The organism is Candidatus Effluviviaceae Genus V sp. (assembly GCA_014728125.1).
GTDB lineage: Bacteria > Joyebacterota > Joyebacteria > Joyebacterales > Joyebacteraceae > WJMD01.
The window spans coordinates 21,279-37,938 of record WJMD01000110.1 but is presented as its reverse complement, the minus strand read 5'-3'; the positions used below and the strand labels follow the sequence as shown (position 1 = coordinate 37,938).

General features: G+C 67.4%; 15 protein-coding genes and 2 tRNA genes. All 17 read right to left on the bottom strand.

Annotated features, from left to right (window positions below; all coding sequences use genetic code 11):
* The coding region (locus GF405_06960; GenBank protein MBD3367895.1) for a hypothetical protein at positions 1-803 on the bottom strand (803 nt) is incomplete at its 3' end.
* Positions 804-1,240: 437 nt separating this feature from the next.
* The gene (locus tag GF405_06955) at positions 1,241-3,136 is read right to left on the bottom strand and encodes a DUF3857 domain-containing protein (GenBank protein MBD3367894.1); all 1,896 of its coding nucleotides are present in this window, start codon (positions 3,134-3,136) and stop codon (positions 1,241-1,243) included.
* A complete protein-coding gene (locus GF405_06950; GenBank protein ID MBD3367893.1) occupies positions 3,136-5,193 on the bottom strand; it encodes a DUF3857 domain-containing protein in 2,058 nt (685 codons plus the stop codon). The genes GF405_06955 and GF405_06950 overlap by 1 nt, the downstream gene beginning before the upstream one ends.
* Complete coding sequence (locus tag GF405_06945; GenBank protein ID MBD3367892.1) at positions 5,190-6,548, bottom strand: DUF2254 domain-containing protein; 1,359 nt, start codon at positions 6,546-6,548, stop codon at positions 5,190-5,192. Before GF405_06945 ends, GF405_06950 begins: the two co-directional genes overlap by 4 nt.
* 4 nt (positions 6,549-6,552) lie before the next feature.
* Entirely contained in the window at positions 6,553-9,309 is a 2,757-nt protein-coding gene (locus GF405_06940) for an HAD-IC family P-type ATPase (GenBank protein MBD3367891.1), read from the bottom strand.
* A gap of 139 nt (positions 9,310-9,448) precedes the next feature.
* Positions 9,449-10,606, bottom strand: a complete 1,158-nt coding sequence (gene nadE / locus GF405_06935; GenBank protein MBD3367890.1) for an NAD(+) synthase — start codon at positions 10,604-10,606, stop codon at positions 9,449-9,451.
* Positions 10,574-10,650, bottom strand: a tRNA-Arg gene (locus tag GF405_06930). Before GF405_06930 ends, nadE begins: the two co-directional genes overlap by 33 nt.
* Positions 10,651-10,674: 24 nt before the next feature.
* Complete coding sequence (locus GF405_06925; protein ID MBD3367889.1) at positions 10,675-11,196, bottom strand: adenine phosphoribosyltransferase; 522 nt, start codon at positions 11,194-11,196, stop codon at positions 10,675-10,677.
* Between the two features lie 51 nt (positions 11,197-11,247).
* Positions 11,248-11,973, bottom strand: coding sequence for a peptidoglycan DD-metalloendopeptidase family protein (locus tag GF405_06920; GenBank protein ID MBD3367888.1), 726 nt, complete (start codon positions 11,971-11,973; stop codon positions 11,248-11,250).
* A 15-nt stretch (positions 11,974-11,988) separates the two neighbouring features.
* Positions 11,989-12,300, bottom strand: a complete 312-nt coding sequence (locus tag GF405_06915) for an acylphosphatase (GenBank protein ID MBD3367887.1) — start codon at positions 12,298-12,300, stop codon at positions 11,989-11,991.
* Positions 12,269-12,739, bottom strand: coding sequence for a TIGR00725 family protein (locus GF405_06910; protein MBD3367886.1), 471 nt, complete (start codon positions 12,737-12,739; stop codon positions 12,269-12,271). The genes GF405_06915 and GF405_06910 overlap by 32 nt, the downstream gene beginning before the upstream one ends.
* 151 nt (positions 12,740-12,890) lie before the next feature.
* Positions 12,891-12,968: transfer RNA gene (locus GF405_06905), tRNA-Pro, on the bottom strand.
* Positions 12,969-12,988: 20 nt separating this feature from the next.
* Positions 12,989-13,477 carry a ligand-binding protein SH3 gene (locus GF405_06900; GenBank protein ID MBD3367885.1) on the bottom strand — a complete coding sequence of 163 codons (489 nt, stop codon included), beginning with the start codon at positions 13,475-13,477 and terminating at the stop codon, positions 12,989-12,991.
* 73 nt (positions 13,478-13,550) lie between these two features.
* Positions 13,551-14,216, bottom strand: coding sequence for a protein-L-isoaspartate(D-aspartate) O-methyltransferase (locus GF405_06895; protein ID MBD3367884.1), 666 nt, complete (start codon positions 14,214-14,216; stop codon positions 13,551-13,553).
* Entirely contained in the window at positions 14,213-15,055 is an 843-nt protein-coding gene (gene surE, locus GF405_06890; protein MBD3367883.1) for a 5'/3'-nucleotidase SurE, read from the bottom strand. Before surE ends, GF405_06895 begins: the two co-directional genes overlap by 4 nt.
* Positions 15,046-15,888: a glycosyltransferase gene (locus tag GF405_06885; GenBank protein MBD3367882.1), complete on the bottom strand. Its 843-nt coding sequence runs from the start codon at positions 15,886-15,888 to the stop codon at positions 15,046-15,048. Before GF405_06885 ends, surE begins: the two co-directional genes overlap by 10 nt.
* Complete coding sequence (locus GF405_06880; GenBank protein MBD3367881.1) at positions 15,731-16,642, bottom strand: hypothetical protein; 912 nt, start codon at positions 16,640-16,642, stop codon at positions 15,731-15,733. The genes GF405_06885 and GF405_06880 overlap by 158 nt, the downstream gene beginning before the upstream one ends.
* Positions 16,643-16,660 lie beyond the last annotated feature (18 nt).

The window sequence follows — 16,660 nt, the reverse complement described above, 5'->3', positions numbered from 1 at the left end:
ATGTTGTCGAGCTGCCAGGCGCCGTCCTTCACCGACTCCTGCGGCGGGTTGTTGAACTGATCCTGCGACGAGTACGCAACGTCCGCCTCGAAGCGGAAGCGAAGGTCGATGGTCGAACCCGCGTAGGACGTGAGGTCGAGGCTCTCGTGTCCGTACGTCGGGTCGTCCCAGTCTTTCGACGAACCCGGCTTCCCGCTGAAGCCCGGGTTCGAGACCCAGTACAGGTTCGTCCAGGTCGCGCCGCCGTCCGTCGAGACGTCGACGTACCCGTAGTCGTAATCGTGCTCCATGGCGATACGCTGGTCCCACTCGAGCGTCACGCCGCCGGTGGCCGTGGCCATCTCGGTGAACTCGCGCTCGAGGATCTGGATCCAGTCGTTGCCGTACCCGCGCGGCTGACGCCAGCACACGTTCTCCGTACCGCACCACCACGTGCTGTCGCCCAGATGGGTGAAGCCGTTGATGCGGATCGTGTCGTGATGCCAGTAGTTCTCCTGTCCGAGCGTGCCGCTGCGGTCCCAGGCCGTCCAGCCGGCGTTGTCGCCGGTGAGGTCCGAGAAGTCCGCGTCGAAGATCCACAGCGTGTCGAGTCTGGTGCCCTCGTGCTGTGACCTCGACTGCTGCTCGAAGTCGACGATCGACATGGCGCTCCTGTACTCGGTTCCGTCGCCCTTGGCCATGGCGGCCGGAACGGCGAGACAGACGATCAGCGCGACCGCCGTCAGTGCGAAAATCGTGCTTCTCATTCGATCAGTCCCCCCTTCTCTGGGAAGGTGGTCCAGCTCACACCTCGCGACTCGCATCTCCGCGTCCGGCACCTTCCCGCCGGCGGACGGTCCCGCGTGACCGTCCGGAACGGAGATCAGAACGACATGAATGCGGCGCAATCCCAGTAACAGAAAGGCTCTCGGGGCCCTGCAAAGTGGGGGTCTTGCTGTTCAGGCATGATGCTCCCCGCTCACAAGACCTCTCGGTCGTGCGCGGGAGGGGGGTGTCGGAAGCGGCTCTGTGGCTGCCTTCGCTATTTCCCGACTCGGCGTCATTGTACTCCCAGGGCGGCTCGTGGTGCAAGCGATTTCTCTGTCTCTCCATCTTCTCTCATGTCTCGAGACGGCCAGAGGGCCGCCTGCGCGTTTCGGAGAGGGCCCCAGGTCCGGCTGCGTGGGGTCGATGCGGGCCGCACGAGAAGGGGCCCGAGCGCCGTGCCCGGGCCCCTCTGTGTTCGTCCGCTGTGACCGCTTCAGTCGAGCAGCAGGGTCCTGTTCCTAGGGGCGTTCCATTCCAGGAGGAGCGCTCTGAGCTCGGGCCAGAGGTCCGGACCGACGTCGTTGTCGACCTCGAGTCTCCGCTCGACGGTTACCCAGGAACCGTCCCGGTCGACGGTGAGCGAGAACGTCCCCGCCTCGTTCCGAAGGTCGGTCTCCTCGGGGACGTGAGCCGGCTCGCCCTCTCCTGTGTCGATCTCAAGCATCACGCTCTGCGTCGCGGGAGCCGGAAGCCGGACGGCGGTCCCGCGTGTCGGGACCGCGAGTTCGAGCGACGGCTCGAACCCGTCGAGAATCCCGCCGGTCGGGTCCCCGACGACGAGCGGGATGCGACCCAGGTCATCTTCCCCGGGCGCATCCAGGACCACGTCGAACCCCGCCTCGACCCTCGATGTCTCCAGAGCGGTCAGACCGGGGCTTTCGGCACTCGATCCTGGAAGCACCGAGCGAACGAGCCGGTCCGCGTAACCGCCGAGCGCGCCATCCAGACCGGCCACGCTCCCGTACGGGGCGAGCCAGCCGGTTCCCAGCACGTAGCCCCGGCCCCCGAACCCGCCGTCCTCGTTGCGCTCAAGACGGACAGCCACCTCGAGGACGCCCGGCTCCGCCGGCCGATGCGACGGGTCTTCGTCTCCGGGACGCCAGAGCGTGCGCCCCGCCACGGTGGGACCTGCCGATGTCAGCCGCGCCGTCGCCGGATCGAGCGTGCCCTGGAACCCGGCGCCGCGCACTTCGACGAGGAGCTGCTCGAACCGCGAGAGCCCCGGTGGGCTCTCCGTGAGATCCGTGTCCCGATATCCGACCCAGACCGGTTCGGCCTCGAGGCCGACCTCGCGGAGGAGCGCACAGGCCGCCACCGCGCGGTCGACGGCGTGCCCGTAGGATGTCTCCCAGGTCCTCTGCGCGGGACGCGGACCGAACAGCCATGCTCCGTGGTCCGCGCCGACGTGCCGCGTCGCCTCGGCGAGATAGGCCGCCGCGGCCCGGGCCAGGTCCTCCGCCCCGTGTCGGCCCTTCGTTCGCTCGGCCAGGCTGTCGAGCGGCGCGCCTTCGAGCACGGCGGCCCCCTCGAACGGCGTCAGGAACGACTCGGCCAGCGCGTCCCACGAGGGCCAGGTCGACCAGACGAGCGTCGGAGACGCCGCGGTCCGGTCGCGAACCAGAGGCCGTCCGAGCCGGTCGATCCGGGTCATGCTCCAGGCGTGCCCGCCGTCGCCCGACACCTCCGGCGCCGGCGCGCCGCGCAGGGTCTCGAAGGCGACGTTCTCGCCCTCCGGCATCCGCAGGAAGAGAGCGTTCCTCACCGTCGGGTCGGGCGCCGAGGCGACCCGTGAACCGTCCATCCCGAGCGAGGGCGCCCGGGCCTCGGTCACCGTGTAGCGGGTCTCGACAACGCACGGTACCTCGACCCCGTCGTGAAGGAGCGCCTGCTGTCTGAGCGCCTTCGCGTAGTCGTATGCGCTGTACACCGCCCCCGGGGTGGTTTCGACGACGGCCGTCCGGCTCACCGAGTCCGGCGCGGGCCACCATCGTTCGTCCCTCCAGGTCCTGAGGTGGTGGACCTCGATCGAGCCGGTGAGGGCGTTCCATGGAACGTGCACGTCTGCATAGGCGTCGAGACCGTTCTCCGTTCCGAACCAGACGATCGTGTGCGTCGTCCTGACGACCGTTCCGGACGGCAGCCGCTCGATGTGGAGCGAATCGAGCAGGATGACGGCGTCCTGGCTCTCCAGGTCGAACCACTGGTCGCCGAGCTCGAGCAGGCGGCCGATGTCGTGTCGGCCCGCGGCGTCCGCCGGAACCGCCGCTGCGGCGGACGCCAGGGCGAAGACGGCGGCCGCGGTGAGGATGATGGTTGTGCGCGTTCTCATCAGTCGGCCTCCTCGACACGGTAGATCCCGTCACCCCACGTTCTCATGGCGGTGATCGCTTCTCTGAACCCGGCGTATCCCTCGGGAGGAATCTGACGCCTGCGGACCTCGGCCTCCGAGTCGATGGCCAGCGTCCGTCCGTCGAGCTCGAACGACGCTGCGAACGCCGCGTAGGTCGCGTCGACCTCGTCGGCCTCCGGCGACTCCACCAGATCGTACCCGCGCGGAACGGTGATCCTCTCGCGGATGTCGACCAGCTGCGTGAACCAGAGGAACAGGTCGGTCTCCCTGTCCTCGGGCCAGTCGCGGACGCCCGCCCGGAAGAGCCATCCGTCGTTAAGCACGACGGCCGTCGCCGGACTTCTGAACTCGAGTCCCTGCCCCACCGGAAGCGCCGCATCCCGGAGGCGGTACTCGATCTCAAGCCACATGTTCTGACTGAAATCGTCCCGTTCGGGATGGTCGAACTCGAACGACTCGACGGCCGGACCGATGTGCGACAGGAGGCCCGCGATGTCGCGGTGCAGGTCGGCGCGCCGTCTCCACCCGACGAGGTTCCTCAGACGTCCGTCGAGCGCGCCCGCCGTCTCCAGTCTGAGTGTCCCCTCGAGCGTGCCGTCCACGGAGAGCGTCGCCTCGTGGTCGACTCGGAGCGGCGACTCCTCGGGTGGACTGTACGGAATGGTCGCGAGGTACTCTCCCTCCGCCGTGCCGATGAGGTACTGCTGCTCAGTCTCGTACTTCGACCAGATGTCGTTGACGTACGGGACCCACGTCGGGTCGTACATGACGAACGAGCCGTCGTCCGTCCGGAGGGCAGTGACGCAGTGGTTGAACTGGTCGGCGGGCACCTCCTCGATGCGGCTCCCCGCCATCGTCATCGCGCCGTACGAGTCCATCCCGGCCGCGCGCATCATGGTGATGAGCATCCCCGCGATGTCCTTGCAGACGCCGCTCCGCTGCTCGAAGATCATCCATCCGGGATGCAGCATGAACCCCTCGCCCTCGCCCATCGTCTGCCCGCTGTACCGGATGTTCTGGGCGACCCAGTGGACGAGGACCTCGGCCTTCTGCTCCTCCGTGCCACGGGCGACGCCGGCAACCTCGAGGATCTCGTCGATCTTCGCCTGGATCTCGGGCGTGACGTCGAACTGGTTCCGGTTGACGTCGAAGAACCAGCGGCTTTTCGCCTCCCAGCTCTCGACCGTCGCAAGGACGACCTTCGGCGAGATGTCGCTCGCCGCAGCGCTTCTGTACTCGGAGGGCCGGGCTGGAACGTCCTTCGCCCACCAGGCGTAGCGCGTGGAGTCGCCGGAGTAGGTCGTCGACGAGTAGAGCGGCCCGTTATAGGTCTCGGAGTGGATCCGCTTGTCGGCAGGCAGGACGAGCTCGTAGCGTCGCTCGATGACCGGCACGCTCTCCTGGAAGAGGACGATGTCGAAGTACTCCCCGGGCATGGGAGGAACATACTTGCCGTCCTCCTCGGAGTCCGTCGCCGCTGTGGACACCGAGGTCGCGGCCGCGCCGTTCTCTTCCAGCAGCGCGTAGGAGTATCCCTTTCTGAACAGCTTCAACATGAGGCCGTCGCCGACGTTCAGGCGCGGCGTCTGCAGCATCCGGATCCGGGCGTTCCAGTAGATCGACGACTGGGGCGCCGGGAGGTCCAGAGCGTCCACGTCGAACGGGATGAGCTCGCCGTCCCGGATGACGGCGGCGGCCTCGATCCTCATCATCCGGCTCCACGGCTCGTACCACCACGTCCGGACGGCGAGGTTCCTGCAGCCCGCCGCCGTCAGGGCCTTGTAGACGACCGTCTCGTTCACGGTGCTCACGCCGAGATCGCTCACGCGGTTGACGGCGTGCTCGAAGACCACCACGTAGTCCGCCCCGTCGTGGTCCTCAGCCGTCCCGGCGCTCTCTACGCGGTCGACGAGCGTCGGCGGCGGGACGTCGCCCGGAGGCAGGTCGCTCTGCTGCTCTCCCGTCTGAGCGACTGCGGTCGCCGCGAGAAGTGCGAGGGCCGCGACGAGCGGCAACAGGAGGTATCGAAAGCTCACGTTCCACTCCCTTCCTCGGTGTCGTTCACTCCCTGTTCGGAGGTGTCTCCGAGAGCCGCAAGGACTGCCCTGTGTCGGCCCACGATGTCCATTCGGTCCGATTCTTCTGAAAGCGCCTCCCCCGCTCTGGCGACGGCGTCCGCGTGCTTCCTGATCGACGCGCGCTGTTCGTCCGTTCGAGCGGTCCCCCCGAGTCGGGCAAGCACCTCGAGCATCCGGATGAGCACCGCCGCCTGCGACGAGCCGTGCTGACGTATCTGCCGGAGCCCGGTTCCCATGATGCCGTCGAAGTCCGTTCGATCGAGCACGACTCTGAGCGCGCCGTCGTCGTCGGCCAGTCGCCTCGGCCGCTCGGCCCGGGACATCAGCAGACCCAGTGCCGATCCGATCCTGTCGATGCAGGTCATCGCCGTGAAGGGGTCGTTGATCCCGGGCGAGAGCGCGCGGACGGCGATCTCGACGAGCTGCATCAGGACGTACTCCACGTCCTGCGTGGCGGTCCGCCTCTCGCCGAGGAAGAAGGCGTCCGCGATCGCCTCCCTCGCGTCCTCCTCAAGAGGCTCGTCGCCGTACGCCGAGGCCAGCGCCTGGCCGGCCGCCACGAAGTCTCCCGGGCGCAGCTCGACGTCGAGCACGACGTCGTGGGCCTTCGCGACGGACACGAGCTTCCCCTCGTTGATCGCCTGAACGTAGGCGCTCCGCGGCGAGCAGGCCTCTCCCGCCTCGCGGCTCCAGATGTCCTTCGGCGGCTTCGTCGGCTCCTCAGGGGCGGCCTCGGGGTCGTTCGGAGGGAAGAGCCGGGTGATGACGCCCTCCAGCTCACGCGAAACCGCCAGGACGACGTTCGGCGCCTGGATCGACTCCGAGACGTGATGGATGAAGTACACGAGGACCGCGACGCTCCATGTCGTCAGAACGAACGCGCCGAAGACGGTGATATGGGGCACGACGCCGCGCGCCTCGAGGCGGCCGACCGAGAGCAGCGCCACCAGTGTGTAGAGGAAGGTCGCGGTGAAGACGCCGATAACGCCCTGGTTGCTCCGGTCGCGCATGAAGTTGCGGAGAAGGCGCGGCCCGAGCTGCGACGCGGCGAGCGTCAGCGCGACGATCGTAATGGAGAAGACGAGCGCGAGCACGGTCACGAGCGAGCCGACGAGCGTTGCGAGGAGCGTTCTGACGCCCTCGATGCTGCCGATGTTGAGCCAGCCGACCGGTCCCCCGAAGTCGATCGTGACGCGCATGTCGATCGACACGAGAGAGAGCGAGAGAGCCAGAGCGGCGACAGCCATCGCCGCGGGCAGGGTCCAGAAGTTCGTGCTCAGGATCTCGAGACGGTTCTCGAGCCAGGTGCGCACGATGTCACTCCTTCCGGGCCGCGTACGGCGCCGCGGCGGGCCTGCGCCGCTTGACGGCCTTCATGGCCTCGAAGACCCCCAGGTACAGGAGGCCGGCCCCCAGGATGTAGACCCAGTCGGCGGCCGTCGGCCCCTCGAAGAAGAGGAAGTCCGAGATCCCCGGAGCGTAGACCGCGACCGACGTCATGACGATCGACGCGGCCACCGAGATGAGCATGGGCCGGTTCGTCCAGAAGTTCCTGTTGAAGACCGTCGTGCGCTCGTAGCGCCTCGAGAGGATGTTGGCGAACTGGCAGTAGGCGATCGTCAGATAGGCCAGTGTCGTCCCCCTGGCGTACATCGCGTTCCGTCCCACGTCGGTCATGAAGAACGTGTTCTCCCTGACCATGAACAGCACGTAGTTGACGAAGGCGAGTCCGCCGATGAGGAGCCCGAGCCAGGCGACCTCCGGAGCCGTGCTTCGATTGAGAATGTGATCGTCTAGATCCCGCGGCCTCGAGCTCATCATGGCCTCGTTGGGCGGATCGAACGTCAGTGAGGTCAGCGGCAGGATCTCGGCCAGAAGGTCGATCGCGAGGATCTGGATGGCAAGGATGCCGATGGCCCAGTCCTGGAGGGCGGCCGCGGCCAGTCCGAACAGTACGACGAAGAGCTCGGCTCCGTTCGTCGTGAGCGACGCCAGGACGATCTTGCGGATGTTCGCATAGATCGTCCGTCCCTGACGCACGGCCTCGACGAGCGTCGGAAAGCTGTCGTCCAGCAGGACGAGCTCCGAGGCCTCCTTTGCCACGTCGGTGCCGATCTGTCCCATGGCGACGCCGATGTCGGCGCGCTTGAGCGCGGGGGCGTCGTTCACGCCGTCTCCCGTCACGGCGACCACCTCTCCCCTGTTCGAGAGGAGATCGACGATCCTCAGTTTGTCCTCGGGAGCGACCCTGGAGAAGATGATCGCCCTGTTGTCCGCCATCGTCTTCGCGAGCTCCTCGTCCTCTATCCCGCCGAGCTCGCGTCCGGTGATAACTGGAGCCGGGTCGTCGGGTTCGAAGAGCCCGATCTCACGGCCGACGGCCTGTGCCGTGATCGCGTGGTCGCCGGTCATGATGAAGGTCCGGATGTGTGCCTTCCGGCACTCGGCGACCGCCTCCCTGACGCCCTCCTTCGGCGGGTCGATCATACCGACGAGACCGAGGAAGGTGACGTCCTTCTCGACCTCCTCGATGTCGTAGTCCCTGCCCTGCTCGTCCAGCGGTCGGAACGCGATGGCGAGCACGCGGAGCGCCTGGTTGGAGTACTCCTCGTTGATCCTCCTGATGCGCTCGCGGTCCTCGTCGGTGATCGGGCGGACCTCGCCGTCCTTGTAGATCGACTTCGAGATGGCAAGGACGCTGTCGGTCGCGCCCTTCATCGCCAGCTCGACCCGGTCGCCGAACTGGCGCACCGAGCTCATGCGCTTCCTCTCGGAGTCGAACGGGAACTCGTGGAGCTCGGGGTTCTCCTCGTCCTCCCTGGGGGAGCGAGTTCCGAGCTTCGTCGACATCGTCACGAGGGCCGCCTCGGTGGGGTCTCCGACCGCATACCAGGTGGGATGGTCCTCGTCGGGTTCGTGGATCTCGGCGTTCGACGCCATCGTGGCCGCGTCCATCAGGACCTCGATCTCGTCGATCTCCTCCTTCGAGAGCGCCTGCCCGTCCTCTCCCAGGATCTCGCCCTCGGGCTCATAGCCGAGGCCCGTCAACTCGTGGTGCTCTCCGTCGAACCACACCTTCTGAACGGTCATCTCGTTCTTGGTCAGCGTCCCGGTCTTATCGGTGCAGATGACGGTCGTCGAGCCGAGCGTCTCTACGGAGGGCAGGTTCTTGACGACGGCGTTCCGCTCCGCCAGGAGCTTGCTGGTCGAGGAAAGGGCGACCGTCACCTGGGCCGGGAGCGCCTGAGGGACCATCGCGACCGCGATCCCCAGCGCGTAGATCAGACTGGTGTAGAGGCTGAACCCCTGCCAGAGGGCGACGCCGAAGAGCGTCGCGCTGATCACGATCACGACGACCGTCAGCCTGTTGGCGAGCGACGAAAGCTCCCGCTCGAGCGGCGACGGTATCTCGCGGGTCGCCTGCGTCATGCCCGCGATCTTCCCCATCTCGGTTTCCATGCCGGTCGCCGTGACGACCCCCGTCGCCGTGCCCGACGCGACGGTCGTGCCGAGATAGGCCATGTTGTCGCGGTCGGCCAGGACCGCTTCCTCGCGCACCGCGTTCGTGTGCTTCCCCTGCGGTGTCGACTCGCCGGTGAGCGAGAAGTCGTTCGTCCTGAGGTTGAACGACTCGATGATGCGCATGTCGGCCGGGATCTTGTCGCCGGCCTCGACGCGCACGATGTCCCCCGGGACGAGCTGGTGCTGCGGGATCTCGGACAGCTCGCCTCCGACCACGACGCGCGCCGGCGAGCGGATGAGGTTGCGCAGGCTCTCAACGATCTTGCCGGCCTTGTACTCCTGGATGAACCCGATGACGGCGTTGACGACGACGATGGCCAGCATCACGGAACCGTCGCGAAAGCTGCCGATGGCGTACGAGATGCCGGCCGCGATGATGAGCAGAATGACGAAGACATCGCGGAACTGCTTGAGGAAGGTCAGGATCTTCGAGACGTGGAACTCGCCGGAGAGCTCGTTCGGGCCGTGCTCGTCGCGGCGCCTGTCGGCCTCGTCTCTGGGCAGGCCCTTGGGGGACGTCTCCAGAGCGCCGAGGGCCTCCTCGACAGTCATCCGGTAGTAGGCCGTGGTCTCTTCCTGGGGCAAGATTCCCTCCGGACCGATTCGGTGTCGTCCGTTCGAGGCGTCCGAGTCCAGAACGGACGCGCTTCCTGCTCTTATACCGGACGGGACGCGTCGAGGCAAGCAGACCCTACTGGTCCTCGACGCGCAGCGGCACGAGGGGGAGTTCCCTCAGACGAAGCGCGGTCTCGCGGACGAGGGCGAGGCGCCGCACCAGCTTCGGTGCGATGCTCAGTCGTCCCGCGATCTCGTTCGGCTCCTCCCCGTTTTCGAGCGCTATCAGCGCGGCGTCGACGTCCTCGGCGCAGAGTCCCAGAAGGTAGCGGTACTTGTCCCGGACGCCGGGGATGATGCCGGGCGCGGGCGGCTTGTCCGCGATCCGGCTCGGGACGTCGAGAGCGCGCGCTGCCTCCAGCACTTCGGAACGGTAGAGGCTCCCGATAGGCATGATGTCGGCGCAATCGTCGACCCCGAAGCGCGTGTAGATGCCCGTCAGCTTCTCGGTGAGATTGGCCGCGCCGGCGACCAGGAGGTTCCGCTTCTCGGCTTCGAAGAGCAGTGTGACCATTCGCATGCGGTGACGGATCTTGACGTGCGCCGCCGCCTTGTAGACGAACGGACTGGGGGAACCGGTGAGCGATGCGATGAGGGGGTCCTGCGAGCTGAACAGCCTGCGCGCCTCGTATGCCAGACGAACGAGAGCCTCGCTCGCCGGCGCGGGGAGCTTTGACAGGAGGAAGTCGTAGACCCCGAGCCCGTCGAGCGCGGCGGTCACGTCGACCCTGACACATCGCGTCCCCAGCCAGTCGGACACGAAGAGACCGTCTCCCGTGTCCTCGCTGGGCCCTTCACGCTCGGGCATGAGAAAGGCGGTGACGTTCTCCGGGCCGGCGGCGCGCGCCGCGAGCGCGGCCGTGACCGTCGAATCGAGTCCGCCCGAGAGTCCGACGGCGATGCCCGTTCTCGGGGACTCGGCCAGGCGCCCGTTGATGAACTCCGTGATGCGCTCGATGCGCGCATGCGTCGTCGGGGCCACGTCCTCTCCTCTTCCGAACCGTCGGTCATCCAATGTCGGGCGGCGGCCGCCCGGCGAGGACACCAGACTACTGTGGGGACGTGTGTCCGTCAAGGTGGCGCCTATCGCAGGAAAGCGAACGCGCGCGGCGCGCCGACATCGGGTGGCGCCCGCCGGCGGCGCGGCGGGCGGAACGAAGGGAGGCCGCCCGGTCGGAAGATCGGACGGCCTCGAAGGAACTGGTACCCCCGGCAGGACTCGAACCTGCGGCACTCGGTTTAGGAAACCGATGCTCTATCCACCTGAGCTACGGGGGCACGCGGCGTGTGCGCGACGGTGTCTTACTCCGCATCGTATTCTAGCAGACAGAAGACGTCGTGCCCACGCAGTTTGTCTCTCCCCTTGAGGAAGGTCAGGTCGATGAGGAAGGCGATGCCGACCAGCTCGCCCCCGAGCTCCTCGACGAGCTTGACGGCCGCGGCGGCCGTGCCGCCGGTCGCCAGCAGGTCATCCACGATCAGGACGCGCTGGCCCGGCTCGATCCCGTCCCTGTGCATCTCGATCGCGTCGGTGCCGTACTCGAGCTCGTACTCGGCGCGCACTGTCTCGGCCGGGAGCTTGCCCGGCTTCCGCGCCGGCACGAAGCCGGCGTTGAGACGATACGCGACCGCGCCCCCGAAGATGAAGCCGCGCGACTCGATGCCGACGACGGCATCGATCTCCCTGTCCCTGTACCGGTCGACGATCTCGTCGATCGTCTGACGGAAGCCCTCCGGGTCCTTCGTCAGAGTCGTGATGTCCTTGAAGACGATGCCGACCTTGGGGAAATCGGGCACGTCGCGGATCAGCTTCCTCAGGTCCATGACTGTCCTCCCTGCACCGGGCTGCCGGGGCCGCAGCGGCTCCTTTGGTGGTTACGGCAGATACTCGAGCGGATCGACCGCGATGCCGCGCGACCGAACCTCGAAGTGCAGATGTGCTCCCGTGGTTCTCCCGCTCGTTCCGACGTAGCCGATCGTCTGGCCCTTCGCGACCCTGTCCTCGAGCTTGACGATCGCTCTGCTCAAGTGTGCGTAGACCGTGATCAGCCTGTCTCCGTGATCGACCATGACGACGATTCCGTATCCGTGCATTCCGCCGGAGAAGACCACCTCTCCGCCGGCCGCGGCGAGGACGCGCTCCTCGCGCGCGCCGTCGATGTCGATGCCCTTGTGGAAGACCTCGCCGCCCGTGACCGGGTCGACCCTGGGGCCGAAGCCGCTCGTCACGGAGCCACGCCCGCGTCCAGCGAGGGGCCAGTCGAGCGGCGTCTCGATGGGGCCCGGCTCATGGTCGGGCGGTTCCGGTACCCGTCGTCCCGAGGTCGCCCCCGGAACGAAGATCCTCTGACCGACCCGGATCGTGTAGCTCTCGAGATCGTTCGCCTCGACGAGCTCGGCGAGCGCCACGCCGTACGTCCTCGAGATCCGCCAGAGCGTCTCGCCCTTTCGGACCGTATGGTAGACACCGTCTCCGGTGCGGTCGATCTGTGTTCCCGGCGGAGCCGTCCTCGGCTGGAGCGGCGTGCAGCCGCCCAGCAGGGACAGTGAGAGAGCCAGGACGACAAGGACCAGACCGATGCTGGTTGTGCGATGCGACACGGCGACTCCCGCGTCCTAGTATCTGATCGAGAACCCCTCGAACCCGCCCGAGGCATCGAGACGGCGCGACTCGACCCGCTCGACCCGGCCCGCGGCGGGACCGCGCTCGAGCGCGGCGACGAGAGCATCGAGTGTCTCCGGCGGTCCCTCGGCCACGACCTCGACCGTACCGTCCGGACGGTTGCGCACGAACCCGCCCAGGCCGGCATCCGACGCGGTCCGCCTGACGAAGGCTCGGAATCCGACGCCCTGCACCACACCGTGCACCGTTGCCTCGAGTCGCTCGCTCTTCACGTCAGTCTCCTCCCGCCAGTCGAAGCGCTTCATCGACGGCCTCCGACGCGTCGCCGGCGGCGACCACACCGTCAAGCTCGCTCCACGCACCGAGGGCGACGACCGGGATGCCGATCTTCAGGGCGAGCGCGATCTCGGACAGCGTCCCGTTACCTCCGTCGAGGGCGATGACTGCCCGGCCGGCTCGCACGTTGATGACGTTCCTCGCCTCGCCCATGCCGGTCGGAATCGGGACCACGATGTAGGGATTGGCGCGCTCCGGATCCGTCCCCGGAAGCACGCCGATCGTCATGCCGTCGGCCTCGAGAGCCCCTCGCGAGGCGGCCTCCATGACGCCGCCGAGGCCCCCGCACACCAGGATCGCACCCCGTCGGGCGATCTCCGCACCGACGTCGGCCGCCAGCGACGCCAGCTCCTCAGAGCACCGGCCGCGTCCCACGACGGTGATCCTCGGTGGTCGGGTGATCGACATGCGCAGCTCCTCTATGAGGTCCCCATCTTCCAGCCAGCAAGAACACTACCCGAGCAGGGTCTCCCGTTCAAGTGGAGTCCGCCGCGGAGGCGGCCTCACGCGCAGCGCCCCCGGACTCGAAGCCCGAGGGCGCTCATGTGCGCTCAAAAAGTGGTCGGGGCGAGAGGATTTGAACCTCCGACCTCACGGTCCCGAACCGTGCGCGCTAACCGGTCTGCGCTACGCCCCGACGTGAGAGAAGATTCTACACTAGAGGTTCCACAGATGCAACACTCCTTGGGAGGCCAGTGTCACGACGACCCCGGAGATCAGAATTCCGCACGCGATGGCCGGTATCGCGTATCGAGGGCGCACACCGAACAGAAACGCCGCCAGCGCGCCTGTCCACGCGCCCGTTATGGGGAGCGGCACGGCGACGAAGAGGATCAGCCCGAGCGCCTCGTAGCGCTCGACCAGCCTGCCGCGAGCTCTGGTTCTGGAGAAGAGCCGGTCCAGAAACCGGTCGAAGAAGGCGAAGCGACGCAGGAAGCGGGCGACCGGATCCATCAGGAAGATGATCGGGATGACCGGAAGGAAGTTGCCCGTCACACAGAGCAAGTAGGCCTGTCGCCACGGAATGCCCCAGCCGGTCGCCAGGGGGATCCCTCCCCTGAGCTCGGCGATCGGGAGGGTCGAGACGAGAAAGACGACCAGCTCCTTCGGCAGTCCGGACAGCAGTTCAACGAGATGCTCTGTCATCGTGACGTCTTCCCGATCCGACCGGTCGGCACCGGTCGAGGACGCGCCGTCGGCAACCGCCGCGCCGCGCCGATCATCCGGTGTTCGCGTTGCCGTTGCCGCCCCATCCCTCTCGACCCAGGAGGGGGACGAAGACGCACCCTCCGGCGCTCTGCATCTCGACGGCTCCGCGGTCCTTCGTGACCACCTTGAGGTCCTGGAGTCCCTGCGATCCGACCGGGATGACCATCCTCCCCGGGTCGGCGAGCTGCTCGATCAGGCTCGACGGGATCTCCGGCGCGCCGGCCGTCACCATGATGCGGTCGAACGGCTCGAACTCCTTCCAGCCGATCGTTCCGTCGCCGACGCGGATAGCTACGTTCGCGGCGCCCAGCTCCTCGAGCATCCTCCTGGCGCGTTCGGCCAGCGCCGGAACGCGCTCGATGCTGAAGACCTGGCCGGCCACCTCCGAGAGGATCGCGGTCTGGTAGCCGGAGCCCGTGCCGATCTCGAGCACCCGTTCGTCGCCCGAGAGGTCGAGGGCCTGCGTCATGAGGGCCACCATGAACGGCTGGGAGATGGTCTGGCCGTCGCCGATGGGCAGCGCATGGTCGCCGTACGCTGAGCCCTCCAGCGCCGGGGGCACGAACGCGTGCCGGGGGACGCTCCGGAAGGCCTCGAGGACGCGCGGGTCGTTGATCCCGCGCGGGATCAGCTGGGTTTCCACCATGTGGTCGCGTTGCCGCTGCCGGTCGTTCAAGCCGACTCCTCTCTGGACTTCTCCACAGCCGCTCCGCCGCCCTTCCGCGAGTCGTGGATCGCGTCGAACGGCCAGTCCGCCATGTGGGCGAGCGTCTCGAAGTCCGTCATGTCGAGCTGGATCGGCGTCACCGAGACATGTCCCTCTGCCACGACTGCGAAATCCGTGCCCGAATCGCACGACCTGCGGGACGATTGCCCGCCGATCCAGTAGTAGCTCTTGCCGCGGGGGTCCGTCTTCTCGACGATCGAGTCCTCGTAGACCTGAGAACCGAGCCGTGTGGGGCGCGGCGCCTTCACCTGTTCCGCGGGCACGTTCGGGACGTTGACGTTCAGGAGCGTGCCCTCCGGCAGTCCGCGCTCGAGGACGGCGGCCGCAAGGGCCCGCGACGCGGTCCCGGCCGCAGTGTAGTCGTACGTCCCCGCCTTGTTGTGGTCGAGCGAGACGGCCATCGAGGGAATGCCGAGGATCGTCCCCTCGATCGCCGCCGCGACGGTACCCGAGTAGGTCACGTCGTTCCCCATGTTCGGGCCCCGGTTGATGCCCGAAACGACCAGGTCCGGACGCGTCGGGAGCAGATTCTCCACGGCCAGCAGCACGCAGTCCGTCGGCGTGCCCTTGACGGCGAAGGCCCTCTCTCTGACCGGGACGGCCCTCAAAGGCACGTCGATCGTCAACGAGTGGCTCGATGCGCTTCGTTCACGGTCGGGGGCGATGACGAAGACCTCGCCCAGCCCGATGAGCGCCGACTCGAGGGCGGCGATGCCGGGGGCCGTGATGCCGTCGTCGTTGCTCACGAGAATGGTCGCGGACACCTGCTGCTCTCTTCCTACCGCCATCGCGCGCTTCTGACGACGAGGCGGATGAAACGAAACGTGTCGACGAAGGGGTTGATGTGGCTCTCGCTGTCCTCGTAGATCGACTCGATCGGTATCCAGCCGATCGAGTGTCCTCTCCGGCCGGCCCTGATGAGGATCTCCGACTCGAGGTCGTATCGGGACGACACGAGTGGCATGTCGCGGAGCAGGACCGTCCGGTGGATCCGGTACCCGCTCTGGCTGTCGGGAATCGTCTGTCCGGCAAGCAGAGAGACGATCCGCGACGTCGTCCTGTTCGTCCAGACCCGCAGTGGCGGCATCGACCCCGTGTTCGACATCCGTGAGCCGACCACGATGTCCCAGCGTCCCGACGCCATCGCCTTCAGGAAGTCCGGCACCGCGACGGGGTCGTGCTGCCCGTCGCCGTCCATCGTGAGCATGGCATCGTAGCCGCCCTCGTCGGCGGCAGCGATCCCGGTCTTGATGGCCTCTCCCTTTCCTCTGTTGATCTCGTGCCTCACGACCCTCGCGCCGGCCTCCGAGGCCGCTTCAGCCGTGTCGTCATCGGAGCCGTCGTCGATAACGAGCACGTCGACGCCGGGCGCGTTCGCACGGACGCGCTGGACGACATCGCCGATGCGCGTCTCGAGGTTCTTCGCAGGTACGACAACGAGCGTCCTCACGGTTCCCGCCTCCTCAGCCGGCGCGTCTGTCCTGCCGCGCGCGAAGCCTCTCAGCCGCGGTCTCGGGCCAGACCGGTTGGAAGACGTACCACTGGTCCGGGTAGCGCCGGACGTACTGCTCGACGAGTCCCATGCACCGCTCGACGGTCTCCCTGATGTCCGCCTCCTCATCGTCGGTCGTGCGCGTGTAGAACGGCTCCTCGAAGAGCATGTCGTAGAGTCCGTCCTCGTTCATCACCAGGAAGCCCGGGACGATCCTCGCGCCGAAGCGGCGAGCCAGCAGGGCGTACCCCTCGGGGACGAGCGTCGGCCGGCCGAAGAACTCGATGGTGATACCGTGGCCCGTCACCGGACGGTCGCCGACGATGGCCACGACGTCTCCCCTGCGGAGTGCCAGGAAGCACTTGTGGAAGTCGCTGACCGGCACGACCGTCTCGCCTTTGCCCTCGCGCCGCTCGTTGAAGAAGCGGGTGACGCCGGGGCTTGGATGCGCGTCCGCGAGGACTACCAGAGGGAGCCCGTGAGCGGCGCCGGCCGCCGCGGCCATCTCCCAGTTTCCGAGGTGGGCCGTGAAGATGATCGTCGGTTCCCCCGACCGCGACAGCTCGACGACCTCCTGGTACCGCGCCCTGCTCTCCGGCGTCAGGATCCGGTCGAAGACGCTCGCGTCGATGTCCGGGAGCTTCAGGAAGTCGAGCACGAAGACGCCGAAGTTCTCGTAGATGTCGAGTCTGAGTCGCCGCAGCTCGCGCTCCGTGAGCTCGTCGCCGAACGCGTGCCGGAGGTTCTTGAGAAGCGTCTTCCGCGTTCGGGCCTGGAGGAAACACGTCAATCTGCCCACCACAGCGGCGCCTTGCCGTGCGGTGGGCAGTGAGAACCTCCGGGCCAGGAACGCGCCGAGCTTGTAGAAGCGGTAGGCAAACATCAACCGTGCCGCCGTTCC